General features: G+C 59.0%; 29 protein-coding genes. 20 read left to right on the plus strand and 9 right to left on the minus strand.

Annotated elements, in window-relative coordinates; genetic code table 11:
• Positions 1 to 80: 80 nt before the first annotated feature.
• Genes ACR0NF_RS20415 through ACR0NF_RS20435 form a run of 5 tightly spaced genes read left to right on the plus strand, consistent with a single transcriptional unit; the run spans position 81 to position 5,309 of the window.
• A complete protein-coding gene (locus ACR0NF_RS20415) occupies positions 81 to 800 on the plus strand; it encodes a response regulator (RefSeq protein ID WP_480778858.1) in 720 nt (239 codons plus the stop codon).
• Between the two features lie 9 nt (positions 801 to 809).
• The gene (locus ACR0NF_RS20420) at positions 810 to 1,967 is read left to right on the plus strand and encodes an FIST N-terminal domain-containing protein (RefSeq protein WP_480778859.1); all 1,158 of its coding nucleotides are present in this window, start codon (positions 810 to 812) and stop codon (positions 1,965 to 1,967) included.
• A gap of 2 nt (positions 1,968 to 1,969) precedes the next feature.
• Entirely contained in the window at positions 1,970 to 4,225 is a 2,256-nt protein-coding gene (locus ACR0NF_RS20425; RefSeq protein WP_480778860.1) for a PAS domain-containing hybrid sensor histidine kinase/response regulator, read from the plus strand.
• Positions 4,226 to 4,272: 47 nt separating this feature from the next.
• Positions 4,273 to 4,947 (plus strand): hypothetical protein, encoded by a 675-nt coding sequence (locus ACR0NF_RS20430; protein WP_480778861.1) that lies wholly within the window; start codon positions 4,273 to 4,275, stop codon positions 4,945 to 4,947.
• A complete protein-coding gene (locus ACR0NF_RS20435; protein WP_480472987.1) occupies positions 4,944 to 5,309 on the plus strand; it encodes a hypothetical protein in 366 nt (121 codons plus the stop codon). The genes ACR0NF_RS20430 and ACR0NF_RS20435 overlap by 4 nt, the downstream gene beginning before the upstream one ends.
• Before the next feature lie 18 nt (positions 5,310 to 5,327).
• Here ACR0NF_RS20435 and ACR0NF_RS20440 read toward each other — a convergent pair whose 3' ends face one another.
• Positions 5,328 to 6,140 (minus strand): quinoprotein dehydrogenase-associated SoxYZ-like carrier, encoded by an 813-nt coding sequence (locus ACR0NF_RS20440; RefSeq protein ID WP_480472989.1) that lies wholly within the window; start codon positions 6,138 to 6,140, stop codon positions 5,328 to 5,330.
• Between the two features lie 122 nt (positions 6,141 to 6,262).
• On the opposite strand from ACR0NF_RS20440, the gene ACR0NF_RS20445 reads away from it, so the two are divergent.
• The gene (locus ACR0NF_RS20445; RefSeq protein ID WP_480472991.1) at positions 6,263 to 7,294 is read left to right on the plus strand and encodes a quinoprotein relay system zinc metallohydrolase 2; all 1,032 of its coding nucleotides are present in this window, start codon (positions 6,263 to 6,265) and stop codon (positions 7,292 to 7,294) included.
• 6 nt (positions 7,295 to 7,300) lie between these two features.
• Here ACR0NF_RS20445 and ACR0NF_RS20450 read toward each other — a convergent pair whose 3' ends face one another.
• Positions 7,301 to 7,909 (minus strand): hypothetical protein, encoded by a 609-nt coding sequence (locus tag ACR0NF_RS20450; RefSeq protein WP_480472993.1) that lies wholly within the window; start codon positions 7,907 to 7,909, stop codon positions 7,301 to 7,303.
• Between the two features lie 164 nt (positions 7,910 to 8,073).
• On the opposite strand from ACR0NF_RS20450, the gene ACR0NF_RS20455 reads away from it, so the two are divergent.
• The 7 genes from ACR0NF_RS20455 (at position 8,074) to ACR0NF_RS20485 (ending at position 14,319) form a co-directional block, all read left to right on the plus strand.
• Entirely contained in the window at positions 8,074 to 9,186 is a 1,113-nt protein-coding gene (locus ACR0NF_RS20455) for an S-(hydroxymethyl)glutathione dehydrogenase/class III alcohol dehydrogenase (protein WP_480778862.1), read from the plus strand.
• 1 nt (position 9,187) lies between these two features.
• Positions 9,188 to 10,021 (plus strand): S-formylglutathione hydrolase, encoded by an 834-nt coding sequence (gene fghA / locus ACR0NF_RS20460; RefSeq protein WP_480472997.1) that lies wholly within the window; start codon positions 9,188 to 9,190, stop codon positions 10,019 to 10,021.
• A 55-nt stretch (positions 10,022 to 10,076) separates the two neighbouring features.
• A complete protein-coding gene (locus ACR0NF_RS20465; RefSeq protein WP_480472999.1) occupies positions 10,077 to 10,433 on the plus strand; it encodes a c-type cytochrome in 357 nt (118 codons plus the stop codon).
• A 133-nt stretch (positions 10,434 to 10,566) separates the two neighbouring features.
• On the plus strand, positions 10,567 to 12,369 hold the full coding sequence (gene xoxF5 / locus ACR0NF_RS20470) for a lanthanide-dependent methanol dehydrogenase XoxF5 (RefSeq protein WP_480473001.1): 1,803 nt from the start codon (positions 10,567 to 10,569) through the stop codon (positions 12,367 to 12,369).
• 69 nt (positions 12,370 to 12,438) lie between these two features.
• Positions 12,439 to 12,942 carry a c-type cytochrome, methanol metabolism-related gene (locus tag ACR0NF_RS20475; RefSeq protein WP_480473003.1) on the plus strand — a complete coding sequence of 168 codons (504 nt, stop codon included), beginning with the start codon at positions 12,439 to 12,441 and terminating at the stop codon, positions 12,940 to 12,942.
• Positions 12,926 to 13,768, plus strand: coding sequence for a substrate-binding domain-containing protein (locus ACR0NF_RS20480; protein ID WP_480473005.1), 843 nt, complete (start codon positions 12,926 to 12,928; stop codon positions 13,766 to 13,768). Before ACR0NF_RS20475 ends, ACR0NF_RS20480 begins: the two co-directional genes overlap by 17 nt.
• Positions 13,765 to 14,319 carry a PQQ-dependent catabolism-associated CXXCW motif protein gene (locus tag ACR0NF_RS20485; RefSeq protein ID WP_480473007.1) on the plus strand — a complete coding sequence of 185 codons (555 nt, stop codon included), beginning with the start codon at positions 13,765 to 13,767 and terminating at the stop codon, positions 14,317 to 14,319. Before ACR0NF_RS20480 ends, ACR0NF_RS20485 begins: the two co-directional genes overlap by 4 nt.
• A gap of 1 nt (position 14,320) precedes the next feature.
• Here the strand turns inward: ACR0NF_RS20485 and ACR0NF_RS20490 are convergent, their stop codons facing one another.
• The 3 genes from ACR0NF_RS20490 to ACR0NF_RS20500 are packed head-to-tail and all read right to left on the minus strand — an operon-like array spanning position 14,321 to position 16,606.
• Positions 14,321 to 15,139, minus strand: coding sequence for a quinoprotein dehydrogenase-associated SoxYZ-like carrier (locus ACR0NF_RS20490; protein WP_480473009.1), 819 nt, complete (start codon positions 15,137 to 15,139; stop codon positions 14,321 to 14,323).
• Complete coding sequence (locus ACR0NF_RS20495) at positions 15,136 to 16,101, minus strand: YncE family protein (protein WP_480473011.1); 966 nt, start codon at positions 16,099 to 16,101, stop codon at positions 15,136 to 15,138. The genes ACR0NF_RS20490 and ACR0NF_RS20495 overlap by 4 nt, the downstream gene beginning before the upstream one ends.
• The gene (locus ACR0NF_RS20500) at positions 16,067 to 16,606 is read right to left on the minus strand and encodes an SRPBCC family protein (RefSeq protein ID WP_480473013.1); all 540 of its coding nucleotides are present in this window, start codon (positions 16,604 to 16,606) and stop codon (positions 16,067 to 16,069) included. The genes ACR0NF_RS20495 and ACR0NF_RS20500 overlap by 35 nt, the downstream gene beginning before the upstream one ends.
• Before the next feature lie 307 nt (positions 16,607 to 16,913).
• Here ACR0NF_RS20500 and ACR0NF_RS20505 point away from each other — a divergent pair, with 307 nt between their 5' ends.
• Genes ACR0NF_RS20505 through ACR0NF_RS20535 form a run of 7 tightly spaced genes read left to right on the plus strand, consistent with a single transcriptional unit; the run spans position 16,914 to position 22,126 of the window.
• Entirely contained in the window at positions 16,914 to 18,095 is a 1,182-nt protein-coding gene (locus ACR0NF_RS20505; protein WP_480778864.1) for an ABC transporter substrate-binding protein, read from the plus strand.
• A gap of 12 nt (positions 18,096 to 18,107) precedes the next feature.
• Entirely contained in the window at positions 18,108 to 19,079 is a 972-nt protein-coding gene (locus tag ACR0NF_RS20510) for a YVTN family beta-propeller repeat protein (RefSeq protein ID WP_480667913.1), read from the plus strand.
• A gap of 19 nt (positions 19,080 to 19,098) precedes the next feature.
• Positions 19,099 to 19,536: a cupredoxin domain-containing protein gene (locus ACR0NF_RS20515; RefSeq protein WP_480667912.1), complete on the plus strand. Its 438-nt coding sequence runs from the start codon at positions 19,099 to 19,101 to the stop codon at positions 19,534 to 19,536.
• A gap of 14 nt (positions 19,537 to 19,550) precedes the next feature.
• Positions 19,551 to 19,799, plus strand: coding sequence for a PepSY domain-containing protein (locus ACR0NF_RS20520; RefSeq protein WP_480473021.1), 249 nt, complete (start codon positions 19,551 to 19,553; stop codon positions 19,797 to 19,799).
• Positions 19,800 to 19,811: 12 nt separating this feature from the next.
• On the plus strand, positions 19,812 to 20,777 hold the full coding sequence (locus tag ACR0NF_RS20525) for an ABC transporter substrate-binding protein (RefSeq protein ID WP_480667911.1): 966 nt from the start codon (positions 19,812 to 19,814) through the stop codon (positions 20,775 to 20,777).
• A 6-nt stretch (positions 20,778 to 20,783) separates the two neighbouring features.
• Positions 20,784 to 21,533: an ABC transporter permease gene (locus tag ACR0NF_RS20530; RefSeq protein ID WP_480473025.1), complete on the plus strand. Its 750-nt coding sequence runs from the start codon at positions 20,784 to 20,786 to the stop codon at positions 21,531 to 21,533.
• The gene (locus tag ACR0NF_RS20535) at positions 21,530 to 22,126 is read left to right on the plus strand and encodes an ABC transporter ATP-binding protein (RefSeq protein ID WP_480473027.1); all 597 of its coding nucleotides are present in this window, start codon (positions 21,530 to 21,532) and stop codon (positions 22,124 to 22,126) included. The genes ACR0NF_RS20530 and ACR0NF_RS20535 overlap by 4 nt, the downstream gene beginning before the upstream one ends.
• A gap of 4 nt (positions 22,127 to 22,130) precedes the next feature.
• Here the strand turns inward: ACR0NF_RS20535 and pqqE are convergent, their stop codons facing one another.
• From pqqE to pqqB, 4 genes are read right to left on the minus strand one after another with little or no spacing between them, the layout of a single operon-like run.
• Entirely contained in the window at positions 22,131 to 23,240 is a 1,110-nt protein-coding gene (gene pqqE / locus ACR0NF_RS20540) for a pyrroloquinoline quinone biosynthesis protein PqqE (RefSeq protein ID WP_480473029.1), read from the minus strand.
• Complete coding sequence (gene pqqD, locus ACR0NF_RS20545; RefSeq protein ID WP_480473031.1) at positions 23,240 to 23,512, minus strand: pyrroloquinoline quinone biosynthesis peptide chaperone PqqD; 273 nt, start codon at positions 23,510 to 23,512, stop codon at positions 23,240 to 23,242. The genes pqqE and pqqD overlap by 1 nt, the downstream gene beginning before the upstream one ends.
• The gene (gene pqqC / locus ACR0NF_RS20550) at positions 23,512 to 24,261 is read right to left on the minus strand and encodes a pyrroloquinoline-quinone synthase PqqC (protein WP_480778863.1); all 750 of its coding nucleotides are present in this window, start codon (positions 24,259 to 24,261) and stop codon (positions 23,512 to 23,514) included. The genes pqqD and pqqC overlap by 1 nt, the downstream gene beginning before the upstream one ends.
• Positions 24,258 to 25,154, minus strand: a complete 897-nt coding sequence (gene pqqB, locus ACR0NF_RS20555) for a pyrroloquinoline quinone biosynthesis protein PqqB (protein WP_480473035.1) — start codon at positions 25,152 to 25,154, stop codon at positions 24,258 to 24,260. The genes pqqC and pqqB overlap by 4 nt, the downstream gene beginning before the upstream one ends.
• Positions 25,155 to 25,167: the final 13 nt, after the last annotated feature.

Here is a 25,167-nt window from a genome sequence, read left to right on the forward strand (position 1 = left end):
TGGTGCATTTTTTCCAGTATCATTCTGAAACAGTTGAACTGATCCGGATTTGCTGTACCTTTCCCAGCGGAGGAGAGATAATGCATACGGTGGGGTACCCCAAAGCGGTGGACCAGGTGTCCAACGTTTTGATTGTGGATGATCATCCGCTTTTTAGCGATGCGCTGGCTGCAGCATTGCAGCTGGGTTTCGACGACTGCTGTATCAAAAAAGCAAGCACGCTGAAACAGACGTTCGAAGTGCTCGGCGGCGGCTTCAAAGCCGACTTGATCATGTTCGACCTCAAGCTGCCGGATGTGACTGGTATTTCGGGATTCCAGCAGTTGCGTAACCGGTGGCCCTCGACCCCGGTTCTGGTGATCTCGGCGTTGGCGTCGGGTGAGCTTGTCCGGTCTTTGCTCGACGATGGCGCCATGGGGTTTCTGCCCAAGGACACCACGGCGCAGACGCTGAAATTCGCCATTCAGGAAGTGGTCGCAGGGCGCAGGTACATACCGGCAGAGTACAGCCATGTGGAAGAACCAAAATCGCCTGAAAACACAGTGTATCAGTCCAGCCCCGAGCTTTCGACGCTGACACCGCAACAGGTGCGCATTCTCAAGCTGATCTGCATGGGAAAGTCGAACAAGCAGATCGCATATGAACTGTCTTTGGCCGAAGCCACCGTCAAAGCGCATATCACCGCTTTGCTGCGCCGTCTGGGGGTTCGCAACCGAACGCAGGCCGCTGTTCTGGTCGACTCTGTCATGGCCCGGCAAACACGGCATGAGCCTGAGGTCAAATCCTTTCTTCAACACTGAGGATCGCAAATGCGGGACCTGAAGCTGGGACCAAACTTTATCGCGATTGGTAGGTCGCTTGCCTCGGACCCGCATGCCGCCGTCGATGAGGCATGTGCAGATATCGACAGTCAGAAATCCTGCTTTGTACTGGCATTTATTCCAAACAGGTTGGACCCGTCCGAGGTGTCGCGCGGCTTGAACAGCAAACTGTCTGGCGTGCCGGTTTTTGGGTGCACCACTGCCGGACAGATAACCGAGCTTGGGTATGAGGCCGACGCCCTGCTTTTGCTGTCCTTTCCAAAATCGAATTTCCGCTGCTCATCCATCCTGTTCGAAGAACTCAGACCGCTGAAATCCACGGAAATCGCCGCTGTTGCGCAACGTCAAGCCGAGCGTTTCCGGCACACCGCAGGTTGGAACAGGCTGGCGCTGGTGTTTTCAGACGGGCTGTCGAAACAGGAGGACCTGCTGGTCTCGACGCTCGAAGCCGTGCTGGATGGCCTGCCGATTTTTGGCGGATCGGCGGGCGACGGTCTGCAATATGAAGAGACGTTTGTTTTGCACAGCGGTAGGGCTTATAGCAATGCTGCGGTCTTGTTGCTGATTGAGACCAATCTGAGATTCCAGGGCATTGGGTTTGATCACTTTCTGCCCATCGGATCCGAGATTATCATAACCGATGCCGACCCGGACGAGCGTATGGTTTATGAGATAAACGGCGCGCCTGCGGCGCAGGAATATGCCCGGCTGGTTGGCTGTGCGGCCTCGGATCTGTCACCGTTGGTCTTTGCCGAAAACCCGCTCTTGCTACGGCAGGACCTGAACTACTATGTCCGCGCCATACGCGAGGCGACGGATGCGCAGGCCCTGTCTTTCCTGGCGGCCATTGACGATGGCCTTATCATGACCCTGGGACGCGGCAAAGAGATCATCAAGACGCTGGAAGCCGGGTTGGACATTCGCGACAACGCGGGAAACGCTCCGGATTTCATCCTTGGGTTCGATTGCGTCCTGCGCAAGCTGGAAATTGAACAAAAACAACTGGGTAAGCAGGTCTCGGATGTATTGCAAACCCGTCGCGTGGTTGGATTCAACACCTATGGGGAACAACAGTCCGGTGTACATATGAACCAAACCTTCGTGGGTGTGGCCTTTTTCAAACCCGAGAAGCGTGAGTTGAGCTGACTATGCTGAACCCCGACGATCCTCTGGAACTTCAGGTCGTCAAGCAGGCGAAAATCATCGATGCGCTGATGCGCCGTGCCAATCGCCAGAAGGATGTGGGACCATCCGCATTCCGCGCCTTTCAGTCCGCCATCGAGCTTCAGCAACGTGTGGTCGAGCAAAGCCGGGATCTGGAACGTGCAACCACCGAACTGGAAAGCGCCCGGTACGAGCGTGAGCAGACGCGAAAAACGCTGGTTAAAGCCCTGTCTTCGATGGAGGAAGGCTTTGCCCTATTCACCGATGGTGAGTTGAACCTGTGTAACGAGCTGTTTCAGGCCGTGTTTCTGGATGTGTCCGAACTTGTCAGGCCGGGACTTCGCCTAAGGCGATTCTTCTCACTGGTGAAGGGCAGCGGGCAGTTTGTTTCCTCGGACCGGGGCGTGTCGAACATGATGGATACGCTGGAGCGTAATTCTCATTCCGGGATGGTATCGAGTGAGGTGATCGAACTGCGCGGCGACCGCTGGTACAAGCTGAGTGCGCAATATACCTCACCCGAGAATGTGGTCATTCTGCTCACCGACATCACGTCGGTTGTGCGCCGAAATCGCGACGAAAAAGAAACCCTCATCGACCGACAAGAGGATTATCTTCAGGCGGTTTTTCAGAACTTGAGCTCGGGCGTGTGCACATTTTCGGCCGATGGTGACATCATGATGCACAACGCGCGGTTTCGGGACCTTCTGAATGTGCCGAGATCGCTGCTGCAGGGCAATGTGCCGGTACAGACACTTTTGGATTTGTTGCGCGCACGCGGGCTGATCAGAGCCGATGATCAACTGAAGATCGCAAAATGGCAGCTTGAGCTGAACAGCCGGGGCTGGCTGCGCAAACGCGTGCGCGACGGGGCGGACCGGGTTCTGGACATTCAGGCCAACCAGTTGCCGGATGGCGGGTTTCTGGTCGAACTCAAGGATGTGACGCTTGAGGCGCGCGCGACTGAGACGCTGGAAAACCGCGTCATGGAACGCACTGCCGAACTGACCCGCGCCAACAAAAAACTGACCCGCGAATATGAGGAAAAGGCCAACGTAGAAGAGGCGCTGCGGATCGCCAAAGAACGCGCCGAGGCTGCGGTGTCGTCCAAGACCCGTTTTCTGGCGGCCGCCAGCCATGACCTTCTGCAGCCGATCAATGCCGCCAAGCTGATGATTTCGACCCTGACCGAGATTTCACGCAACACCGAACTTTACGAAATGGTCGAGCGTCTGGACGGCGCCTTTGGATCAGCCGAGCAACTGCTGCACTCGCTGCTCGATATCTCGCGGCTGGAAACGGCTGATCCGGACACGGTTTCGCCGACCAATGTCAGTCTGGCCTCGGTCATTGCCGGTATTCAGGGCGATCAGTCAATGGTGGCCGAGAACAAGAACATCCGGCTGGACGTGGTCACATGTTCGGGCTTTGTGTATTCCGATCCGGTCTATCTGTTGCGGTCGATCCAGAATCTGGTCGTAAATGCCATTCAGTACACCGAACCCGGTGGCAGGGTTCTGGTGGGGTGCCGCAACCGCGGTGACAAAATCGTGCTGCAGGTGTGGGACACCGGAATAGGCATCGCGCGAAAGGATCAAGCGCGCGTGTTCGAGGAATTCGCCCGCGCGGACAACGTACCGCTGGGCTCGGGCATGGGGCTGGGTCTGTCGGTGGTCGACCGGGCCTGCCGCCTGTTGGGGCACGAATTATCCCTGCGGTCCAAGCCGGGCGTCGGTTCCGTGTTCAGCATCGAGATGGACCGGGTCGAGGCGGAACGCAGCGCAAGCGAGCCCCTTGATTTGCTGCCAAACACCGGGGACGTGCCGCTGGATTATATCGCGCTTGTCATCGAGAATGACCGCGATGTTCTTTTTGGCACAACCCAATGGCTGGAACAAAATGGCGCCAGCGTTTTGCCCGCCGGGTCTCCGCAAGAGGCCATTCGGTTTGTCACCGATATCGGGATGCCGCCCGACATCATACTGGCGGATTATCAGCTTGATGACGGAGATACCGGGGTGGACGCGATCCGTCAGATCCGCGAAATGACCCAGACACGGGTTCCGGCCATTCTGATCACCGCAGATCGCAGCGACGCGGTGCGCAAAGCCGGTCTGCGGCATGAGATCTCGGTGATGACGAAACCGGTGAAACTGTCGCGATTGCGGCCATTGATTATTTGGAAAATCCAGCGCAGTGCAGGGGTCCAAGCACTGGACACCGACAAAAGTCGGCAATGACACGACCGCTGAAGGCAATACTCTCAACTGTGGGAGGAGATTGACTCATGAGGATGATTTTGTTCGCGTTGGCCCTTTTCGGCCTAAGTTTCAATCCGGCCCATGCGGCTCCGGTTGAGGCGGAACAGGCCTATGATCTTCTGTTTCAGGGGGGTGTTCTGGATACGATCGGTCGGGACAAGGAACTTGTTTACCAACGTACTGTGACAAACCGGCTGAAACCCCAAGCCGCCGAGCGCGATACCGGGGACATCGCGCTTAGTTTCACCGAGGACGGGACAGAGATGGCACAGCTGGAGTTCCGTCAGGACGAAAAGCAGCGTGCGATGGGTGTCTTTCCGGCCAGTGTCGGCAACCCGATGATCATGGTGTTCTATGAAAGCACCATCCGGGACATGGCGGAATCCGCCGGTGGCAGCCCGTTCTACATTCGCAACCGGGTCAAGGACGCATTGGTGCAACCCGCCGAAATGGTTGAGGGCGAGGCTATTGTAGACGGCAAAACCGTGCCTGTGCAGACCATTCGAATGCGCCCCTTTGCAAAGGACCCGAACAGGGATCGGATGCAGGGTTTTGGGGATCTGGTTCTAAGCGTCACTGTTTCAGAGGAGGTGCCGGGGTGGTATCTGCGACTTGTCGCCGAGACCGAACCCGCAGACGGCAGCAACGCGGTTTACCGGTCGGAAATGCAGTTCGAAGGGGTGCAGGAGGGGCGGCAATGATCACAACAGTGCGGCCAGCAGCTTTTGCCGCTGCGCTCTGCGCCGCGATCCCATCCGTATCCGGGGCGCAAAGCGTTGCGGAGCGGTTGAACGACTATCCCACCGCTGCGCGGGCCGATTATGTGTTCGCCTGTATGGTCACGAATGGTCAGTCCCGCGAAATGCTGGACCGGTGTTCGTGTTCGATTGATCTGATTGCGTCGATTTTGCCCTATGAGAGATACGAACAGGCCGAAACGGTCCTGTCGATGCGCCGGGTTGGCGGCGAGCGCATGGCGTTTTTCAAAAGCGCGGTTATGGCAGAAACGATGGTGGCCGACCTGCGCCGGGCACAGGCTGAAGCCGAAGTGGTCTGTTTCTGAACCCGGCCCGCCCGCTGATTAACTAGACGTAGATTTCGGCAGGTCGGCTTGGAAACTGTTGCCTTCAGTATCGGTTGCCTTGACCGTCAGCGTGGTTGTTCCGTTGTCGTTATACGCAAAGCGGAAGGCCGGGTTTTCCGAAATGGAAATGCCGCCTTCCATGGTGAACAGCAACTCGTCGCCCTGCCAGACCTCCAGATGATCAATGAAATGCGCCGGGATAAACAGCTGGGTGATCTGATCGCGTTGCAGACCGGAATAGTTCGGATGCCGGATCATGATCTGGGCTTCGCGGCGCGGGGTCGAGATTTGGGCCTGTTCCCCAAAGCTGCGCAGCTTCATCTTGCCCATCGACGCCAGCGCCACCTCGGGGTCGCGGCTGGCCGGAGCGGAACATCCACCAGATGCTTTTACAAAGCGGCCCGACATATGCAGACCCTCTTGCGTCTCGGCAATCACGCGGATGTTCGAATACTGGTCAACGCGCACCCGCATTTCGAAATCCAGCTCCCCCATGGCCGGGGAAAAGGTGAAAACTCCGGCAATCGGGGCTGGGTTTTCATCAATCACGACGGTCGCGGATTTGATTTGCGCGTTTGGATCGAGCTGTTTCAACAGGATTGGAACCGTGGCCGCATCATGGGCGCGGTAGGGCGCGTTCACGGACAGAAACGTGTCGGCACTGCCAAGCTCGGCATCACCGACAACATCGTAGCGCAAATCCTGCCAGGTCTCGCTTTGGACCAGCGGATTCTTGGCGGATTGTTCGGCCCAAACAGGCAGCGACAGTGCAAGCGAAAGGACCATTGATGGTCCGATAAGTCTGGCCATGTTGTCTCCTCCGGCAACCGGTGTCGCAAAATATGCCATAAAACCCCAATAAAATATACGCCGACAAAAGGCTGTGTGGCTTCCACGGCGAGTTGTGCGAAAGTTCCGGGCGGAGGATTGCAATGTTTGAAGCTGTTTTCATTTTGTGTCTGGAAGCGTCAGACGGGCTGTGCCGAAATCAGCTTCTGCCGGGATACGAAGCCTCATCTCAGGAGGCGTGCGAGCAAATGCTGGCCGCGGACCCTCCATTTGACGATCCCGAACAGAATGCGGACGCCTTTTGCCAACCCGTTGGCATTTCGCTGGAATTTGACGAGATTGCGCCCGGTCTGTTTGTCCATCGCGGTCGGATCGAAGAACCGAATGCCGACAATCTTGGGGACGTGTCCAATATCGGATTTGTCATCGGTGAGGACAGTGTCGCTGTGGTGGACACCGGCACCGCCCCCTGGATGGGAGAGGCCATCTGGCGCGCCATTCGGCAGCGAACGGACAAACCCGTCAGTCACGTAATTTTGACCCATATGCACCCGGATCACGTCCTTGGAACCGCGCCTTTGGCGCGATCCGGCGCGCAAGTGGTGGCCCATGCCGGGTTGGAAAGGGCGCTGTTGGACAGGCAAACCAACTATGTCGAAAGCCTGAGCACCTTGATCGGCCCTACGCAATACATCGGTGCCGATCCGATAGTGGTCGATATGCCAGTCAGCGGGGACGGCGAGATTGATCTGGGGAAACGCAAGCTGGCCCTGCGCGGCTGGCCGTCTGCGCATACCAACAACGATCTGACGGTGTTGGATCAAGGGTCGGGCATTCTGTTCACCGGTGATCTGGTTTTCCACATGCACACGCCAGCGCTGGATGGGCGGCTGGTCGGGTGGCGGCGTGTGTTGAATGAGTTGTCAGATATGGAAGTCACCCGGATCGTGCCGGGGCATGGCGGTCCGGTGCTGGCATGGCCCGAGGGTGGGGAAGCTATGCAGCGGTATCTGGACGTGCTGGAAACCGACACGCGGGCCGCGATTGACAGCGGCCAGCGGCTTGGCGAAGCGGTGGAAACCATTGCGCAGGGTGAGGCCGGAAAATGGGAGTTGTTCGAGGCCTATAACCCCCGCAATGCAACCGTCGCCTTTACCGAGCTTGAATGGGAATAATCCCGCTCAGCCCTGATCCGACTCGAGTTGCTGCAACATCTGGGAAATGGCGAACAGGCGGCGTTCGATGATCTGCGGGGTTTCGCACAGATAGGTGATCGAGCGCTGGCGGTCGGAATAGATCAACTGATCCCAGTCCAACTGCTCTTCCAGCGCATCGACCCTGTCATAGTCCGGGGGATCGGCGGTCAAGGCCTGATCCATATCGGCGCGGGCCAGATCGATCTTGTTTGCCAGATCGATCTGTTTAAGCGAGAACTCTCCGATGCCACCGATGATACGGGCACGCCGCTTGGACAGCGTGTCAAACACCCGCTGAAAGACCCGGCCCAGCACATCCGTATCGCCGTTGTGGCGCGCGGCGAAGGCTGCGACGCTGGGCTGCAGCTCTTCCAACTCGATGCGCCGCAAGGCCAGAAGGCCTGCCAGTTCGTCGATCTCGGGCTGAAGGTCGGTTGCCGCGTCATCAATCTGATGCGGCCACATCAGGCCCAGTGACAGGTTTTCGACCTTGCGTTGAATGCAGGGCCAGGTCGGGTCGGAAAAGTCCGCCGCAAAACCGGGGCCCGCCACACCGATCAAGGCCAGGGCCGCCATGGTCTGCTTGTTCAACATCGCAGGTCTCCTTCCCCCGGACACTATGCCCGAAGCCTGCGCGCTGAGTCTACCAAACCCAATACACACCATTGTCTTAATTGTTTGAGTGACATGCCAGCCGTCATACTCGAACCAAGCACCCGGTGTCTGAATGATTCCGGTGCAAGGGAGGACAGACACATATGAGAACGCGCGCGGCAGTTGCTTTGGCGGCAGGTCAGCCTTTGGAAATCATGGAGGTTGAGCTTGCTGGCCCCAAGGCAGGCGAAGTTCTGATCGAGGTCAAGGCAACGGGGCTTTGCCACACCGATGAATTCACCCGGTCCGGTGACGATCCCGAGGGTATCTTTCCGGCCATCCTCGGCCACGAGGGCGCGGGCGTTGTTCTGGAGGTGGGCGAAGGCGTCACCAGCCTGGAAGTCGGCGATCACGTGATCCCGCTTTACACGCCCGAATGCCGTGAATGCGAGTATTGCCTGAACCCCAAAACAAACCTCTGCCAGAAAGTGCGGGCCACGCAGGGGGCGGGCTTGCTGCCGGATTGCACCACCCGATTCAGCATGCTGGATGGAACGCCGATCCATCACTACATGGGCTGCTCGACCTTTGCCAATCATACGGTGGTGCCCGAGATTGCACTGGCCAAGGTCCGCAAGGACGCCCCGTTCGACAAGATTTGTTATATCGGCTGCGGCGTCACCACCGGCATCGGCGCGGTGATCAACACCGCCAAGGTCGAGATCGGGTCTCGCGGCGTTGTGTTCGGCCTGGGCGGTATAGGACTGAACGTGATCCAGGGTTTGCGCATGGCGGGTGCGGATCAGATCGTTGGTGTCGATCTGAATGACGGCAAGGCTGAAATGGCAGCGCATTTCGGCATGACCGACTTCGTGAACCCGTCGAAAGTCAGCGGCGATCTGGTGGCGCATCTGGTCGACCTGACCGGCGGCGGCGCGGATTACACCTTTGACGCAACGGGCAATGTGGGCGTGATGCGGACCGCGCTGGAATGCGCGCACAAAGGGTGGGGCGAAAGCATCATCATCGGCGTGGCCCCTGCGGGTGCAGAAATCTCGACCCGCCCGTTCCAGCTGGTCACGGGCCGGTCGTGGCGCGGAACGGCGTTTGGCGGTGCAAAGGGCCGCACCGATGTGCCCAAAATCGTCGACTGGTACATGGACGGAAAGATCGAGATCGACCCGATGATCACCCACAAGCTTAAGCTTGAAGAGATCAATCACGGGTTCGATCTGATGCACGAAGGCAAATCGATCCGGGCGGTAGTGGAGTACTGACATGGATCTCAAGGTCATCTCACAAAACCGCAGTTTCGGAGGGGAGCAGACAGTCTATTCCCACCAGTCCGAAACCTGCGATTGTGAGATGACCTTTGCAGTTTATCTGCCACCTCAATCGAGGACCGGTCCGGTCCCGGTTTTGTGGTATCTGTCCGGACTGACCTGCACCCATGAAAACGCGATGACCAAAGGCGGGTTTCAGGAGGCGGCGGCGGACTATGGTGTCGCTGTGGTGTTTCCCGATACGTCTCCGCGTGGCGACAACGTCGCGGATGATGACGCCTATGATCTGGGGCAGGGGGCAGGGTTTTATGTCAACGCCACCCGCGATCCGTGGCGGTCGCATTTCAGGATGTATGATTACATCGTAGACGAGTTGCGCGACATTGTGGTCAAGAACTTCCCGGTTCAGGATCGTCATGGGATAACAGGCCATTCCATGGGGGGCCACGGCGCGATTACGATCGCGATACGGAACGCCGACAAATTCGGATCTCTTTCAGCATTTGCGCCGATTGCGCACCCGACGCGCTCGGATTGGGGGCGAAAACAGCTCAGCAGCTATCTGGGTGACGACGAGAACACCTGGGTCGAGCATGACGCGACATTGCTTCTTGAGGAGCACGGCTGGAAAGGCGATCTGCTGATTGATCAGGGCGCGGATGATCAGTTTCTCGACCTGCTCAAACCCGAAGCTCTGGCCAACATGATGGCCAAGCGGCGCCAGCCCGGACAGATCAGAATTCAGCAGGGGTATGACCACTCGTACTTCTTCGTGAACAGCTTTGCGCGGGACCATGTGGAATGGCACGCCGAGCGGCTCAGCCAATGAAAACAGCAAGGAAAGATCAGTAGTGTTCAGAACAGTGATATCAGCGGCCTGCCTCATGATTGTGCCGATTGTTGCAAGCGCCGAAGGCGACCCGGATGCAGGGGCCAAGGTGTTCCGCAAGTGCAAGGCCTGCCATGCGGTCGGCGAGGGGGCGGAAAACAAGGTCGGTCCGGCGCTGAACGGCATTGTTGGCCGACAGGCCGCCACGGTCGCGGATTTCGGCTATTCCCCCGCCCTGATCGAACTGTCCGAGGGCGGTCTGGTCTGGTCGCCCGAGGAGCTGGACGCGTTCCTGACCAAGCCGCGTGACTATGCCAAGGGCATCAAGATGACATTTGCCGGTCTGCGCAAGGAAGAGGACCGGGTCAACATCATCGCCTATCTTGCGACCTTCCCCGACGAAGGATCGTAGGACGCGAAATCGCTCGCCCCCCGAACTTGGCCAGAGAAGAGGCCGCCCGGGTGAGCAAACTACGGCACCGTAGTCCAACCTGGGTGAGGTGTTTCATTGCAGCGGTATCGCTGCACATAAGGGAGGAGATTTAATGAAAAAGTTATCGCTTTGGACCTCCGGGATTGCCATTGCCATGGCCAGCACGGCTTATGCCAATGACGACCTGATTGCCCAGATGGATAACCCGAAACAATGGGCGATCCAGACGGGTGACTACAAGAACCAGCGCTATTCGGAACTGGATCAGATTACTGCGGACAATGTTGGTGATCTGCAGGTTGCGTGGACATTCTCGACCGGCGTTCTGCGCGGGCACGAAGGTTCCCCGCTGGTTATCGGCGATATGATGTATGTCCACACGCCGTTCCCCAATATCGTTTACGCGCTGGATCTGGCCAACGAGGGCAAGATCGTCTGGAAGTACGAGCCCAAGCAGGACCCGGACGTCATTCCGGTGATGTGCTGTGACACCGTGAACCGCGGTGTGGCTTATGCGGACGGTAAGATCTTCCTGCATCAGGCGGACACCAAGGTTGTGGCGCTGGACGCCAAATCCGGTGACGTGGTCTGGGAAGTGCAAAACGGCGACCCGGCGATTGGTGAAACCAACACGGCCACTGTGCTGCCGGTCAAGGACAAGGTCATTGTCGGCATTTCGGGTGGCGAGTTCGGTGTGCGCGGGTCGGTTACGGCCTATGACATGAACACGGGCGAGCAAGTCTGGCGCGCCTATTCCATGGGACCGGATTCCGACATTCTGGCCGATCCGGAAAAGACCACCCATCTGGGTAAACCGGTCGGCGCGGACTCGGGCACCAATACCTGGGAAGGCGATCAGTGGAAGATCGGTGGCGGCACCACTTGGGGCTGGTACTCGGTCGATCTGGACGAGAACCTGATGTACTACGGCACCGGGAACCCGTCGACATGGAACCCGGCGCAGCGCCCGGGCGACAACCGCTGGTCGATGACCATCATGGCCCGCGATATCGACACCGGTATGGCACGCTGGTTCTACCAGATGACACCGCATGACGAATGGGATTATGACGGCATCAATGAAATGATCCTGACGGAGCAGGAAATTGATGGTACCGAGCGCAAGTTGTTGACCCATTTCGACCGCAACGGTCTTGGATACACGATGGACCGTATCACGGGTGAACTGCTGGTGGCCGAAAAGTTCGACCCGGTTGTAAACTGGACAACGGGCGTCGACATGGACCCCAACAGCGAAACCTATGGTCGTCCGGCTGTGGTTGCCCAGTATTCAACGGAACAGAACGGTGAGGACGTAAACTCGACCGGTATCTGCCCGGCGGCTCTGGGCACCAAAGACCAACAGCCTGCAGCCTATTCGCCGAAGACCCAGCTGATGTACGTGCCGACCAACCACGTCTGCATGGACTATGAGCCGTTCCGTGTGTCCTACACCGCTGGTCAGCCATATGTGGGTGCGACTCTGGCGATGTATCCGGCACCGGATAGCCATGGTGGCATGGGTAACTTCATCGCGTGGGACAACACCGACGGAAGCATCAAGTGGTCTCTGCCCGAGCAGTTCTCGGTCTGGTCCGGTGCTCTGGCAACTGCGGGTGACGTCGTGTTCTACGGCACGCTTGAAGGGTATCTGAAGGCTGTTCATGCTGAAACAGGTGAAGAACTTTACAAGTTCAAGACACCCTCTGGCATCATCGGCAATGTGATGACCTATGAGCAAGGTGGCAAGCAGTACATCGGCATCTTGTCGGGTGTTGGTGGCTGGGCCGGTATCGGTCTGGCGGCTGGTCTGACCAACCCGAATGACGGTCTGGGTGCCGTGGGTGGCTATGCCGCGCTCAGCGACTATACCGCGCTGGGTGGCCAGCTGACGGTGTTCGCCCTGCCGAACTAAGCCAAGGATCCGACCGGCGCGGCCCAAACGGACCGCGCCGGTTTTCACCTGCAAAGAAACGAGCTTTCCATGAACCACTCTGTACGTCTTCTGGCATCTGTTCTTTTGTCCTGCCTTCCCGTGACTGCGATTGCCGACAATCTGGCGGTCTCGTATTCCGAGGATGGGCGGTACTACACCGAAGACGATATCCCGACGTTCAACATCGCCGAAGACGGAACGGTGGACTGGATGACATTCTCGGGCTTTCGGCGCTATCACGCGGAATGCCATGTCTGTCACGGCCCGGATGGTGAGGGATCAACCTATGCGCCCGCTTTGAAAGAGTCGGCGCTGGATATGGATTATTACGACTTTGTCGACATCGTTACCAACGGTCGCCAAGTGGTGAACGCTGCCGAAAATTCGGTGATGCCGGGATTTGGCGACAACCCGAATGTGATGTGCTTTCTGGATGACATTTATGTATACCTGAAAGCGCATGGATCGGGCGCGATCCCGCGTGGTCGCCCGCCGAAGAAAGAGGCGAAATCCGACGTGATCCGCGAGGATGAAGATGCGTGTATGGGTTAAGGCCTGTCTTGCTGTGACGGGGCTTGTTATCTGGCTTGGTCAGGCTCTGCCCGCGCTGGCGCAAACGTCTGATCTAGTCTCCAAGACAGCCTTTCGCGTTTGTGCAGATCCTGCCAACTTTCCCATGTCGTCCGAGGATGGATCGGGATTTGAGAACCAGCTTGCCGAGTTGATTGCCGCCAAACTGGAGCTTCCCGTGCAATATGTCTGGTTCCCTCAAGCGACGGGTTTCATTCGCAACACGCTGACCGCCAAGCGCTGTGATGTCGTGATCGGATATGCGCAGGGTCACGAGTTGGTGCAGAACACCAATCACTACTATACCTCGGCCTATGCGCTGATCGTGCCCAATGACAGTGACCTGGCCCAGGTCGATACGCTGGCCGATCCGGCGCTTCAGGGGCGGAAGATCGGCGTCGTGGCCGGCACCCCGCCGGCGGCCCATATGGCGCGTAATGGCCTGATCGGAAAAGCCAAGCCCTACAACCTTTTTGTTGACCGCCGTGTGGAAAGCCCCGCCATCGATATGCTGGACGACCTGCAATCCAGCGAGATCGACGCCGCGATCCTGTGGGGTCCTTTGGGCGGTCCTCTGGTCAAAGTGGATTATCCAGACTTAAAGGTGATCCCTCTGGTCAAGGAAGACCTGCCGCCGCGTTTGTTCTACCGCATCACCATGGGCGTCCGCCAGGGCGAGAAAGTGTGGCAGCGGCAGCTGAATTCACTGATCCGGCGCAATCAGGATGAGATCAACGCGGTTCTGGCCGAAGCAGGTGTTCCGCTGGTTAACGATCTGGGAACCGAGGTGCTGGAGCTGTCGCAATGATCCGCGCCCTTGTGGCGTTTGTGGTATGCGCAAGCGCTGCGGCGGCCCAAACCGTTCCTGAGCCACCCGACTATCGCACGGATCATTACCGGGCACCGGTGCCGGACTGGATCACCGGCGGCATCACCATAGGTCCGGAAGAGGCGCACGCGCTGTGGCAGGACAAGAGCGCGGCTTTCATTGACGTGCTCCCCCAGGCCCCCAAGCCCGCCAATCTGCCCAAGGGCACGATCTGGCGCGACAAGCCGCGCAACAGCATTCCCGGCGCGGTCTGGCTGCCCAATGTGGGCTACGGTGCCATTGCCGACGTCACGGCGGATTATTTTCGCAGCGGGCTGGAAACGGCCACGTCAGGGAACGCTGAACAGGCCGTTGTTTTCTTCTGCCTTGAAGATTGCTGGATGAGCTGGAACGCCGCCCGCCGTGCCATCGAGTGGGGATATACCAACGTCTATTGGTTCCCCGAAGGCACCGACGGCTGGGCGCTTTGGGACTACCCGATGGAACGGGTCAAACCGGCCCCCGGTCAGCCCGTTACCGGAGACGGTTAAGCTAGAAGCCCGCCAGTTTCTTGTGCAGATGGCTTACCGTGCCGTCGGTATCCGTCATGGTCACATCAACCGCTTGCGCACGGCTGGGAACTGAGATTCCGACCCTTGGATTCTCGGACAGGGAAATCGAGCCGGTCATTTGAATGTAACCTGCGCCGTCGAGGTCGATATCCACGGTTTCCACATAGCGCATCGGGATGAACAGAAGCGAAATCTGATCCATCTGCATCCCGGAATGCGACGGGTGGTCGATGTTAAGATCCATCTTGTTTGCGCGACCCGTACCGAGTTGGGACAACCGGGTCAGTGTGTTCAACGCCGGAACGCGACCGACCAGTTCGGCCTCCATCGTTCCCAGGTTTTCAAGGGCCAGTTTCGGGTCGGTTCCCGGTGGCGCGGCGCATGCACCGAGGCCCGAGGTTTTGACATAGGTCTCCGAAACCCAAAGGCGTCCGTCCGTCATTTCCGCGATCACATGCATGGGCGTGGGCCCGTTCACCCGCACGGTCACATCGAAATAGAAGCTGGGCAGCGGTTCCTCTAGTTCGAACACGGCAGACACCGGCATCGGGTTTTCATCCAGCACCAACGTCACTTTTGCGACTTCGGTTCCCTGTGGCGCAACCACCTGCGCGGCCAGTTCCGCCCGCGCATCGTCAGGGGTCCGATAGGGGGCATCAATGGCGATCAACGCGTCCCCGTTCTGCATGGGGCGATCACCGTAAAGCAAGGCGCGCACGTTTTCCCAGGCTTCGCTAGCCGCCATGACCGGGGCCGCTGACACCCAGATCAAAGCTGCCACTAGGTGAGAAGTCTTCATTGCATTCCTCCTCCCAGAAACCTGCCGAAGGCGCGCGGGCCGTCACAGGTTTCCAAAGTTTCTACCACAGTCAAAGTCTCGGGGTCCACGATGCTGACTGTGTTGTCGAACCAGTTTGCAACAACCAAAAGGTCCTGTTCTGCGGTCGCGTCGATGCCTTCGGGGTATTCCCCAACGTCGATCAGGGCTTGCGGTTCGAGGGTCTCAAGCGAAATCACGCTGAGTGTATTTGCATATTGGTTTGTCACAAATACCCGTCCTTGGGCGAAAGCAATGCCGTAAGGGCGTTCGCCGACCGGAACGGTTGCGGTGACGGCAGCAGCATCAAGGTCGACAACGCTGACATCATTGCTTCCGACATTGCCGACAAACAGCCGCCCGTCCGGCGCAAAGCGCAGTCCAAAAGGGCGTGTGCCAACCGGAATGTGGTGCAGGGATTGCAGGGTTTCGGCGTCAAATACCGAGACCTGATTGGCATCCTTGTCCGCCGACGCCACAAATCGCCCATCATCTGATACCGCAATGCCCGCCGGTGCCAGCCCTGTTGGCAGGTGGGCCTGAACCGACAAGGTTTTGCTGTCCAAAACCCAAATGCGGGCATTGTACCAATCGGTGACAAACACCCGCCCGCGCTTTGGGTCCAATGCGATCCCGATCGGGCCACCATCCAGCGTGATCTGAGCAATCGTTTCCCCTGTCTCCGCCGAAATTCGCCGCACGTGTTTGCTGTCGGGGGAGACTGTGAACACAACTCCGTCCCCGCCGACCGCCACACCGGCGGGTTTGCCGGGCAGGGGCCAACGGGCGGTTTCGCGCAGGTCCGTAAGCTCGATCCGGCTGAGTTCTGCGCCATTCTGACAGGTGACAAAGGCCGTTTCGGCCGAAACGGGAGCAGCAAGCAGGGACATCAGCAGGATCAGCCCGCGATCAGCTCGCCGCACCGAAGCGCTCGACCAGTGCATCCAAACCTGCCTGATACACACCGGTCACAGCGGCAATCGCGGCCTCGTCGTTCAGTTCAGGCGGGGGATCATTGTTCGGATAGCCGCGATAAAACGCACCGCGCCATTCGACAATCGACCCGCCCCCATCGCGCGGTTTAACTGTCAGGTGCGACGAGTAGTTGGTGACCGGCAAAACCTCGACCGCAACCTCGGTGATCCGGTAGGAATAGCTCATCTTCTCGTTGCTGAACTTATACAGGACCTCGGCAATGGTCGGCCCGCCCTCTTGCCCAAGGGTCAGCAGGCGGGTGGCGTCGATTGCATTGCCGCCATTTCCTTCGGTCGAGAACACCGCCGGGTGCCAGGACATATCGTCGAAATTGCCGATGGCGGCCCAGACCTCGTCCGGCGGGGCTGCAACTTCGGTGGTCAGGGCTACTTTTTGCCGGGTCGGGCCGTGGGCCCGGACAACGGCCGGAACCACAGCGGCGGCGGTTGCCGCAAGAAAGGTTCGTCGCTTCATTCGGTATCCTCCCTAGCTGCGCTGATGGCTGGCCCAGGCGGGTTGCACAGTCAGCGCGGATCGGCACACAACCAGACCTGCTCTGCCCTTCCCGAATACCGGTCGTTTTGACGAGCGCGGCGGGAAACAGAAGCAAGTTCAATCGCATACGTGCATTCTTATAAAATAAGAATCGAGGTTAATGATGAAGCTGATAGGCTTGAGATCACAACACGGCCAAAAGTATCGGTTCCGTTTTGCTGCGCATCGCGCTGAAGAATAAGAGCCTGCCAAAAAACCTGGCAGGGACCGGGAGGACATCTTGAACATGAACGTGCTGCCGCTTTTTGCGGCACTCTTTTGGTGTGTTTCTGCGATGGACGCAGTGGCGATTGATGTGAAAGCAGCGGTCCTGAGGATCGACTATCCCAGCCTGCTGCCGATCTCTCGCTACGATTTGAAACCCGATGATCTGGGCTTTGCCGGTGCATCGCTTGGGACCGAAGACAACAGCACCACAGGTGGCTTTCTGGGCCACACATACGAAACGACCACGGTGGCCGCTCTGCCCGAACAGGCCGACGAAGCGATGGATCAGATTCTGGCCGGTGGGGCCAGGCTGATCATCCTTCTGGCCGATGCGCCGGATGTCCTGCGCCTGACGGACAAGGCGGCCGAGGCCGGTGCTCTTGTGTTCAACGCCTCGGCTCCGGATGTCGATCTGCGGGATGCGAACTGCCGTGGCAACCTGCTGCATATCGCGCCGTCGCGGGTGATGAAGGCGGATGCGGTTGCGCAGTTTGCGGTCTGGAAGAAATGGGGCGATTGGTTCTTGCTGGCGGGGTCAAACCCCAAGGATACGAAACTGGCGGATGCCTATCGCCGCGCCGCTACCAAGTTCGGCGCGAAGCTTGTCGAGGATCGCGTTTTTGAGGATACCGGCGGCTCTCGCCGCACGGATTCCGGGCATGTTCTGGTGCAACGGCAATTGCCTTTGGACACGCAGGACGTTCGGGAACACGACGTGGTGATCGTTGCGGATGAAAGCGATTATTTCGGGCGGTATCTGTCCTATCACCTCTGGACCCCGCGCCCGGTGATGGGGTCGGGCGGACTGCGCCCGGTGACGATCCATGGCGCGCACGAGGCCTGGGGTGCGACCCAATTCCAGACCCGTTTCGAAGACCTGACCGGGCGATATGTGCGGCCCGAGGATTACAATGTCTGGCTTGCCCTGCGCGTTATCGGCGAAGCGGTCACACGCGCCAATACCGCAGAACCGGATGGGGTGCGGGACTATGCCCTGTCGGATGAGTTCGAACTGGCAGCGTTCAAGGGCCAGAAGGTGACATTTCGCGACTGGAACGGGCAACTGCGCCAGCCGATCCTACTGTATGACGGCTCGATCACCGTCAGCGTCAGCCCGCAGGACGGGTTCCTGCATCAGACATCACCGCTCGACACGATGGGATTGGACCGCCCGGAATCCAACTGTCAGGCATTTGAGTAACCGGAGGACCTGATGAAACGATTATTGCTGACCGCTGCTCTTGCCGCCCTGACTGCAGGCCCCGGGCTGGCCGGTAAGGCCTTTGTGTCGAACGAGCGGGGCAACACCATCACCGTGGTCGATACCGAGACCTGGGAGGTGTTAACCGAGTTTCCCGGCGGCAACCGCCCGCGCGGCATCACCGTCAGCCCGGATGGCAAAAAGCTGTATGTCTGCGCCTCGGATGACAATATCATCCGGGTTTTTGATACGACGACCTACGAAGAACTGCCCAGCCTGCCCTCTGGCCCGGACCCGGAACTGTTCATCCTCGAACCGTCGGGCAAACGGCTCTACATCGCCAACGAGGACGACAATCTGGTGACGGTCACAGACACCGAAACCCGCACAATTCTGGCCGAGGTTCCGGTCGGGGTCGAGCCCGAAGGCATGGGGATGAGCCCGGATGCCAAATTCGTGGTCAACACGTCCGAGACCACCAATATGGCCCATTTCATTTCGACCGAGGACTATGCGATCAAGCACAACGTTCTGGTCGATCAGCGCCCGCGCTACGCGCAATACACGGCAGACGGGAAACGGCTGTTCGTGACCTCGGAAATCGGCGGCACGGTGTCGGTGATGGATATTGCCGAGGACGGCACCCCCACGGTTGTCGGCAAGATCGGGTTCGAAGTACCCGGCGTTCAGCCTGAATGGCTGCAACCGGTGGGGGCCAAGGTCACCTCGGATGGCACGCGCCTGTTCGTTGCGCTTGGACCGGCAAACCGGGTTGCGGTTGTGGATGCGCAAAGCCTTGAGGTGCTGGATTACATCCTGGTGGGACAGCGTGTCTGGCAATTGGATTTCACGCCGGATGAAAAATACCTGCTGACCACAAACGGCAATTCTAATGACATCACGATCATCGACGTGGCTGCAGAGAAAGCCATCAAATCGGTTCAGGTCGGTCAGCAGCCCTGGGGCGTGGTGACAATCGACTAAGGTTCTGGGAGGGACGGGAATGAATAAACTGGCAATCGCAGCGATGGTTGCAATATTGGGCGGGCCGGTGGCCGCAGCCCCGCTCTGCGACGACCTTGGGTTCGCCGGGCTCTTGGCCAAGTGCAATCGCGGCGACACCATCAAGCTGACGCTGGCCTCGGGCCAACCCTTGGGCGAGGATGTGGTGCTGCAATCCGGAGCCTATTACAAGCTTGAGATCACCGCGGACGGGTCGGCGGAACTGGCCATCGAGGGGCCTTCGTTCTTTCGGGCAATCTGGATGAACGAGATTGTCATCAACAAGATCGAAATCCGCCCCATGGCCGTGGACAGTATCGAGTTTGACAAGGCAGGCGTCGCCGAACTGTCCTTCATCGCCATCAAACCCGGCAGCCATGAAATACGCATTCCAGGCTCCACCGGAGAGTCGCAACGCATCACGGTCAGCATTCAATAACGAAAGGACAGAAGATGAAGAAACTTGGCATAGTGGTTTTCGCCGGTTTTCTAGCGACCCCGGCGTTGGCAGAAAAGTTGGATGCCGAAATCGTAAGCAAGATCGAAGCCTATCTGGCGTCGATTGAATGTCAGATGGACCCTGATGACATCGAGGTTGAGGATGACGGCTACGATCTGGATGATGTGATCTGCAAAGGCGGCAATCAGTTCGACATCAAGCTGGACAAGGACCTGAACGAGGTCAGCCGCAGGGCTGAGTGACGCGGGGGCGTGATGACAAAGCTGTTCGCGATCTGCGCTGCGCTGGTTCTGATGTCGGGGACGGCTTTGGCCGAAACCCTGCCGACCATTCGCGCCGCCGTCCTGAAGATCGGCACCGTGAATTGGGAGCTTGAGACCATCCGGCAAAATGGTCTGGACAGGAAGCACGGTTTCGTTCTCGACGTGCAGCCCTTTGCCGATAATGGTGCGACCCGTATCGCTGTGGAAGGAGACGAGGCCGATCTGGCAGTGGCAGATTGGATCTGGGTGGCTCGGCAACGGGCCGCTGGCAAGGATTATGTGTTCATCCCCTATTCCAAAGCCGTCGGCGGTGTGGTCGTGCCAGCCGACAGCCCGGCGCGAACTCTCAAGGACCTGTCCGGGGGCAAGATCGGAATTGCCGGTGGGCCGCTGGACAAATCCTGGCTGATCCTGCGCGCTTATGCGGCGCAGGAATACGGCATGGATCTGAAGGCCGACACCGAACAGGTCTTTGGTGCGCCGCCGCTGATCTTCAAATCCGCACTTGGCGACGACTATGCCGGAGCGATCAACTTCTGGCATTTCCTGGCCAAGATGAAAGCGTCTGGCATGCGGGAATTGATTTCCGTTGAAGACGCGGGTCAGGCGCTTGGTCTGGATACCGATACGCCTTTGCTGGGGTACTATCTGAAAGAAAGCTTCCTGGCAGATCATCCCGATCTGGCGCAAAGCCTGTTCTCGGCCAGCCGCGAGGCCAAGGATTTGCTCGCAACCTCTTCTGACGCGTGGGAGGCGATCAGGCCGCGTATGAACGCGAAATCGGATGCGCAATTCGAACAGCTCAGAACCGATTGGATAGCGGGCATTCCGAACCGGGACCCGGTGGACACTGAAGCGGCCAACAGGATGCTGGCGTTGATGGCCGAACTGGGCGGTGCTGAACTGGTGGGTGACGCCACAGCGGTACCGCAGGGCCTGTTTGCGGACGTGGACTAGCCGTCAATGCCGGACCCGCGCCTCGCACCGCTGCTGTCTATCGGGTGTCTGGTGCTGCTCTGGGTAGCCGCCGCCTTTCTGACCGCGGAACCGCAAATACTGCCACAACCCTGGGATCTGATCCCCCGGTTCCAACAGGAACTTGCCACCGGAGAGTTGCAGCGCAGTATCGGGGCGACCCTGCTGCGCGTGATCTGGGCCTTTGCGCTGGCCATGGTTTTGGGCGGTCTCATCGGCGTTTCCATGGGCCGGTCGCCCGCCGTCAACCGCTGGCTGGATCCATGGCTGGTGATTTTTCTGAACCTGCCTGCACTGGTTCTGATCGTGCTGTGTTACCTGTGGATCGGGCTGACCGAGGCCGCTGCGATCACGGCAGTGACGCTGAACAAAGTTCCCAATGTCGCAACCATCCTGCGCGAAGGGGGCCGGGCGCTGAACCCGGACCTCGACGCGATGGCGCAGGTCTACCGGGTGCCAAGGTGGACACGTCTGCGGCACGTGATCCTGCCGCAGCTTGCGCCCTTCATCGCCGCCGCCGCCCGGTCGGGCCTGTCGCTGATCTGGAAAATCGTGCTGGTGGTCGAGTTTCTGGGGCGCTCGTCCGGCGTCGGGTTCCAGATACATCTCTATTTTCAACTCTTCGATGTCGCGATGGTGTTGGTCTACGCGTTTTCCTTCATTGCGGTGATGTTGCTTGTGGAATGGCTGATCCTTCAACCATGGGAGCGCAGCGCCCGCAGGTGGAGAGCTGCATGATCCGCATCGACATCCGGCAGAAACGGTTTGGCGCAGACCCGGTTTTGGGACCCATAACGTTCGAGATCAACGCAGGTGAAACGGTCGCCCTCATCGGTCCGTCGGGCATTGGCAAGACGACGTTGCTGCGCCTAGTGGCCGGTATTGATCCGGATTTTGACGGGCGGATTGAACGCCCTGAGCAAACCGCAATCGTGTTTCAGGAACCCACCTTGCTGCCATGGCGCAGCGCATTGGACAATCTGAGAATCATCCATCCCGGCCTGTCCCGAACCGAGGCCGAGGCCGCGCTCGGTTCGGTTGCGTTGAGCGAAAAGGGTGACCTGTTTCCGGGTCAACTGTCGCTGGGACAGCAGCGGCGCCTGTCGCTAGCGCGGGCCTTTGTCGGCCAGCCGGAACTGTTGATCATGGATGAACCCTTTGTTTCGCTGGATGCCGAAACAGCCGACGCGATGCTGACGCTGACCGAACAACTGATGGCGCGGCACCGCCCGGCGACGCTGTTCGTCACCCATTCGGGGGCCGAGGCGGAACGGCTTGCAGATCGGGTCCTTAAGTTGAAAGCCACCCCACAAGGTGCAGTTTTGGCCTAGCGGGTCATTCAGTTGTTTTGGCCACCGCACCGGGTGCCACGCGATAGACGAACGGCGCGTCAATGCTGGCCGCGTGCTGGTTGGCCTGATCCTGCAATGCCCGGTGATGCGGAGATTTGACACAGACCGGGTCGGTTGTGCTGGCATCTCCGACCAGCGCCATGGCCTGACAGCGGCACCCCCCGAAGTCGATCGTCTTGCGATCGCAGCTTTGGCAGGGTTCCGGCATCCAGTCGGTGCCCCGATAGGCGTTGAACGCAGCGCTGTGATACCAGATGTCCGACAGCGGCTTATCCTGCACCCGGTCAAAAGACAGATGCGGGATGGATTGGGCCGCGTGGCAGGGCAGCACCTGCCCATCGGGTGTTACGTTCAGGCCGCTTGTTCCCCAGCCTCCCATGCAGCGTTTCGGGAAGTTCTCGTGATAGTCTGCGGGCACATAGTCGATCACAAGCGCCCCCTTCAGGGCATGTCTCGCCTCATCAACCTGCTGCGTGACCAACTGCGCCTGCTCCCGTGTCGGCATCAGCGCATCCCGGTTCTTCAGCGCCCAGCCGTGAAACTGAACCGTTGCAACTTCGATCCTGCGTGCGCCCATCTCCTGCGCCATCTCAAGCGCTCGGGGCAATTGGTGGGCGTTGTGGCGATGCAGGACAAAGTTCAATGTCAGGGGGAACCCTATGCTCCTGATCCATTCGACAGCTTTCATCTTGCGGTCGAACCCGCCACGATAGCCGCCCACGTTGTCCGCCATTGCCACATCGGTGCCTTGCAGAGACAGTTGGATATGGTCCAGCCCGGCGCGATCCAATTCGTTCAAGCGGCGTTCTGTCAGCCCGATGGCCGAGGTGATCAGGTTGGTGTAAAGCCCGGCGTCCCGTGCCGCAGTCACCAGTTCCACCAGATCGCGGCGCGACGCCGGTTCGCCGCCGGACAGGTGCAATTGCAACACCCCTAACGCGGCGGCTTCCTGAAACACGCGCGCCCAGGTGTCCGTGTCCATCTCGCTGTCCTGTTTGGCCATTTCGACGGGGTTCGAGCAATAGGGGCAGGACAGGGGACAGCGATGGGTCAGCTCGGCGAGCATGGCGATAGGGGGTGCGGTTTTGACCATTACCATACGTCCAGAAAACGCCGGGCGCGCAGGGCATCAAGAAAGCCCGAACTGTCCTCGGCGATCTGATCTACCGGGGCATTGTATTTTTCGGACAACGCAGTCGTGATCTGTTCGAAACTTCTCTGGCCATCCACCTCGTTCAGAATGGCATGTCCGATCTGATCCAGCGTCACGGCCCGTTCCGGGGCCAACAGCACCCAGTTATCCCGCACCTTGTCAAAATGCAGGCGTACGCCTCGGGGCAGGGTGGGGATGTCTGCGGCCTGCATCACGACGCCTGCCGCATCAGCAGCCCGGTGCCGGGCTGCCACGCACCGGGGGGGATACGTGCGGGTTCCACATACGCCCCCCAAAGAGCATCCAGTTGCGACCACAGTATATCCGTCTTGAAGATCAGCGCCTTGGCCGCCGCGTCCTGTTTTTCGGCCGTATCCGCGTTATCCAGAACCCAGGCCAGGCCAAATGCCACATCCTTGGGCGCTTCCTTCAGACGGTTCCTGAAATAGGACAGGGAACTGTCATCGGCAAAATCGTAGTGCTGCAGCAGACCTTCAATTCTGTTGGCGTGGATCTTGGGGGCAAACAGTTCGGTTAACGAGGCGGCAACGGCCTCGAGCAGAGTTTTCTCGCGGACATAGCGAACATAGGCATCCACGGCGAATTTCGTCGCAGGCAAGACACCCTCGCACGAGGCGACATAGTCGGGATCAAGACCCGCGGCTTCGGCCAGACGCAACCAGCGCCTGATGCCGCCTTCGTTTTCTTCGGTGCCGTCATGATCCTCGATTCGGGACCGCCAGGCGCGCCGCAGTTTCGGGTCCTCGACGCGGGACATGAAAGCGGCATCCTTCATCGGGATCGAATGCTGATAGTAGTACCGGTTGATAACCCAGGCGCGCACCTCGTCCGGCGTGCAGTGCCCGCCGTGCAGACGGTCATGAAAGGGGTGCAGATCATGGTAGCGTTCCGCGCCGATCTGGCGCAGGCGGGCTTCGAAGTCTTCGCGGCTTTGGGTCATAGTGCGATCTCCATCCCGTCCTGTCCAATTGTCCAGCCTGCGGCCTCGGCCGCCGCTTTTTCCGCGCTGTCGGGGCGCAGAACGGGGTTGGTGTTGTTCATATGGACGAAAATTTTCCGCCCGATCTTCATATCGGCAAAGCCGGCAATGGACCCGTCGCTGCCATCCATCGACATGTGGCCCATGCGTTTGCCGGTTTTCTGACCCAGACCCGCGCGCACCATTTCATCATCCTGCCAGAGGGTTCCGTCAAAAAACAGTAAATCCGCACCCTCAAGCGTGGCCCGCAGGTCCGGCGTCAATGCGGCACAGCCCGGAATGTAATAGGCGGTTTTGCCGCCCGCTTTCAGGGCTACGCCCACGGTTTGTTCGCCCACCAGATCGGTTTGCACATGCTCGCCTTCCAGGTACAAGGGCACCTTGCCGGGAACGGGGAACAGTGTGGCCTGCAGGCCAGCCACCATCTCGAATGGCTGGTTCAGAGAGATCGAAGTACGGTCCACGAGCGACGCGTTCAGCGCGTCGAAAATCGGGTTCTGCGCGATCACGTCCTGAATGCTCTGCGTCGCGAACAGATTGAAGGGCTGCATCTCGCGAAGTGTCAGCAGCCCGGCGACATGATCGATATCGCCGTTTGTGACCAGAACCGAATGAACGGGCAGCTCACGCAACCCTGTGGGAAAAAGAGGTTTCGTGTTGCTCAGTTGGAGTCTTATGTCCGGTGACGCGTTCAAGACGGCCCAGTTCTGACCGTCAGGAGACACAGCAAGCGACGACTGTGTTTGAGCAGGTATTTTTCCGGCTCTGGCGAGAACGCAGTTCTTACATCCACAATTCCATTGCGGCAGGCCGCCGCCAGCAGCGGCCCCAAGTATTATCGCGCGCAACGTCATCTAGTGTTGGCGC

It is taken from the genome of Ruegeria sp. CF4 (genome assembly GCF_056537345.1).

What these genes read in the sequence shown, in the direction of transcription:
- ACR0NF_RS20430 (WP_480778861.1), top strand. Translation starts at nt 4,273, where the DNA reads ATGAGGATGATTTTGTTCGCGTTGGCCCTTTTCGGCCTAAGTTTCAAT.
- pqqD (WP_480473031.1), bottom strand. Translation starts at nt 23,512, where the DNA reads ATGCAGGCCGCAGACATCCCCACCCTGCCCCGAGGCGTACGCCTGCAT.
- ACR0NF_RS20435 (WP_480472987.1), top strand. Translation starts at nt 4,944, where the DNA reads ATGATCACAACAGTGCGGCCAGCAGCTTTTGCCGCTGCGCTCTGCGCC.
- ACR0NF_RS20455 (WP_480778862.1), top strand. Translation starts at nt 8,074, where the DNA reads ATGAGAACGCGCGCGGCAGTTGCTTTGGCGGCAGGTCAGCCTTTGGAA.
- ACR0NF_RS20525 (WP_480667911.1), top strand. Translation starts at nt 19,812, where the DNA reads ATGACAAAGCTGTTCGCGATCTGCGCTGCGCTGGTTCTGATGTCGGGG.
- ACR0NF_RS20420 (WP_480778859.1), top strand. Translation starts at nt 810, where the DNA reads ATGCGGGACCTGAAGCTGGGACCAAACTTTATCGCGATTGGTAGGTCG.
- ACR0NF_RS20485 (WP_480473007.1), top strand. Translation starts at nt 13,765, where the DNA reads ATGATCCGCGCCCTTGTGGCGTTTGTGGTATGCGCAAGCGCTGCGGCG.
- ACR0NF_RS20510 (WP_480667913.1), top strand. Translation starts at nt 18,108, where the DNA reads ATGAAACGATTATTGCTGACCGCTGCTCTTGCCGCCCTGACTGCAGGC.
- ACR0NF_RS20515 (WP_480667912.1), top strand. Translation starts at nt 19,099, where the DNA reads ATGAATAAACTGGCAATCGCAGCGATGGTTGCAATATTGGGCGGGCCG.
- ACR0NF_RS20505 (WP_480778864.1), top strand. Translation starts at nt 16,914, where the DNA reads ATGAACGTGCTGCCGCTTTTTGCGGCACTCTTTTGGTGTGTTTCTGCG.
- fghA (WP_480472997.1), top strand. Translation starts at nt 9,188, where the DNA reads ATGGATCTCAAGGTCATCTCACAAAACCGCAGTTTCGGAGGGGAGCAG.
- ACR0NF_RS20415 (WP_480778858.1), top strand. Translation starts at nt 81, where the DNA reads ATGCATACGGTGGGGTACCCCAAAGCGGTGGACCAGGTGTCCAACGTT.
- pqqC (WP_480778863.1), bottom strand. Translation starts at nt 24,261, where the DNA reads ATGACCCAAAGCCGCGAAGACTTCGAAGCCCGCCTGCGCCAGATCGGC.
- xoxF5 (WP_480473001.1), top strand. Translation starts at nt 10,567, where the DNA reads ATGAAAAAGTTATCGCTTTGGACCTCCGGGATTGCCATTGCCATGGCC.
- ACR0NF_RS20450 (WP_480472993.1), bottom strand. Translation starts at nt 7,909, where the DNA reads ATGTTGAACAAGCAGACCATGGCGGCCCTGGCCTTGATCGGTGTGGCG.
- ACR0NF_RS20500 (WP_480473013.1), bottom strand. Translation starts at nt 16,606, where the DNA reads ATGAAGCGACGAACCTTTCTTGCGGCAACCGCCGCCGCTGTGGTTCCG.
- ACR0NF_RS20475 (WP_480473003.1), top strand. Translation starts at nt 12,439, where the DNA reads ATGAACCACTCTGTACGTCTTCTGGCATCTGTTCTTTTGTCCTGCCTT.
- ACR0NF_RS20445 (WP_480472991.1), top strand. Translation starts at nt 6,263, where the DNA reads ATGTTTGAAGCTGTTTTCATTTTGTGTCTGGAAGCGTCAGACGGGCTG.
- ACR0NF_RS20480 (WP_480473005.1), top strand. Translation starts at nt 12,926, where the DNA reads ATGCGTGTATGGGTTAAGGCCTGTCTTGCTGTGACGGGGCTTGTTATC.
- ACR0NF_RS20530 (WP_480473025.1), top strand. Translation starts at nt 20,784, where the DNA reads ATGCCGGACCCGCGCCTCGCACCGCTGCTGTCTATCGGGTGTCTGGTG.
- ACR0NF_RS20425 (WP_480778860.1), top strand. Translation starts at nt 1,970, where the DNA reads ATGCTGAACCCCGACGATCCTCTGGAACTTCAGGTCGTCAAGCAGGCG.
- pqqE (WP_480473029.1), bottom strand. Translation starts at nt 23,240, where the DNA reads ATGGTCAAAACCGCACCCCCTATCGCCATGCTCGCCGAGCTGACCCAT.
- ACR0NF_RS20520 (WP_480473021.1), top strand. Translation starts at nt 19,551, where the DNA reads ATGAAGAAACTTGGCATAGTGGTTTTCGCCGGTTTTCTAGCGACCCCG.
- ACR0NF_RS20495 (WP_480473011.1), bottom strand. Translation starts at nt 16,101, where the DNA reads ATGCACTGGTCGAGCGCTTCGGTGCGGCGAGCTGATCGCGGGCTGATC.
- ACR0NF_RS20535 (WP_480473027.1), top strand. Translation starts at nt 21,530, where the DNA reads ATGATCCGCATCGACATCCGGCAGAAACGGTTTGGCGCAGACCCGGTT.
- pqqB (WP_480473035.1), bottom strand. Translation starts at nt 25,154, where the DNA reads ATGACGTTGCGCGCGATAATACTTGGGGCCGCTGCTGGCGGCGGCCTG.
- ACR0NF_RS20465 (WP_480472999.1), top strand. Translation starts at nt 10,077, where the DNA reads ATGATTGTGCCGATTGTTGCAAGCGCCGAAGGCGACCCGGATGCAGGG.
- ACR0NF_RS20490 (WP_480473009.1), bottom strand. Translation starts at nt 15,139, where the DNA reads ATGAAGACTTCTCACCTAGTGGCAGCTTTGATCTGGGTGTCAGCGGCC.
- ACR0NF_RS20440 (WP_480472989.1), bottom strand. Translation starts at nt 6,140, where the DNA reads ATGGCCAGACTTATCGGACCATCAATGGTCCTTTCGCTTGCACTGTCG.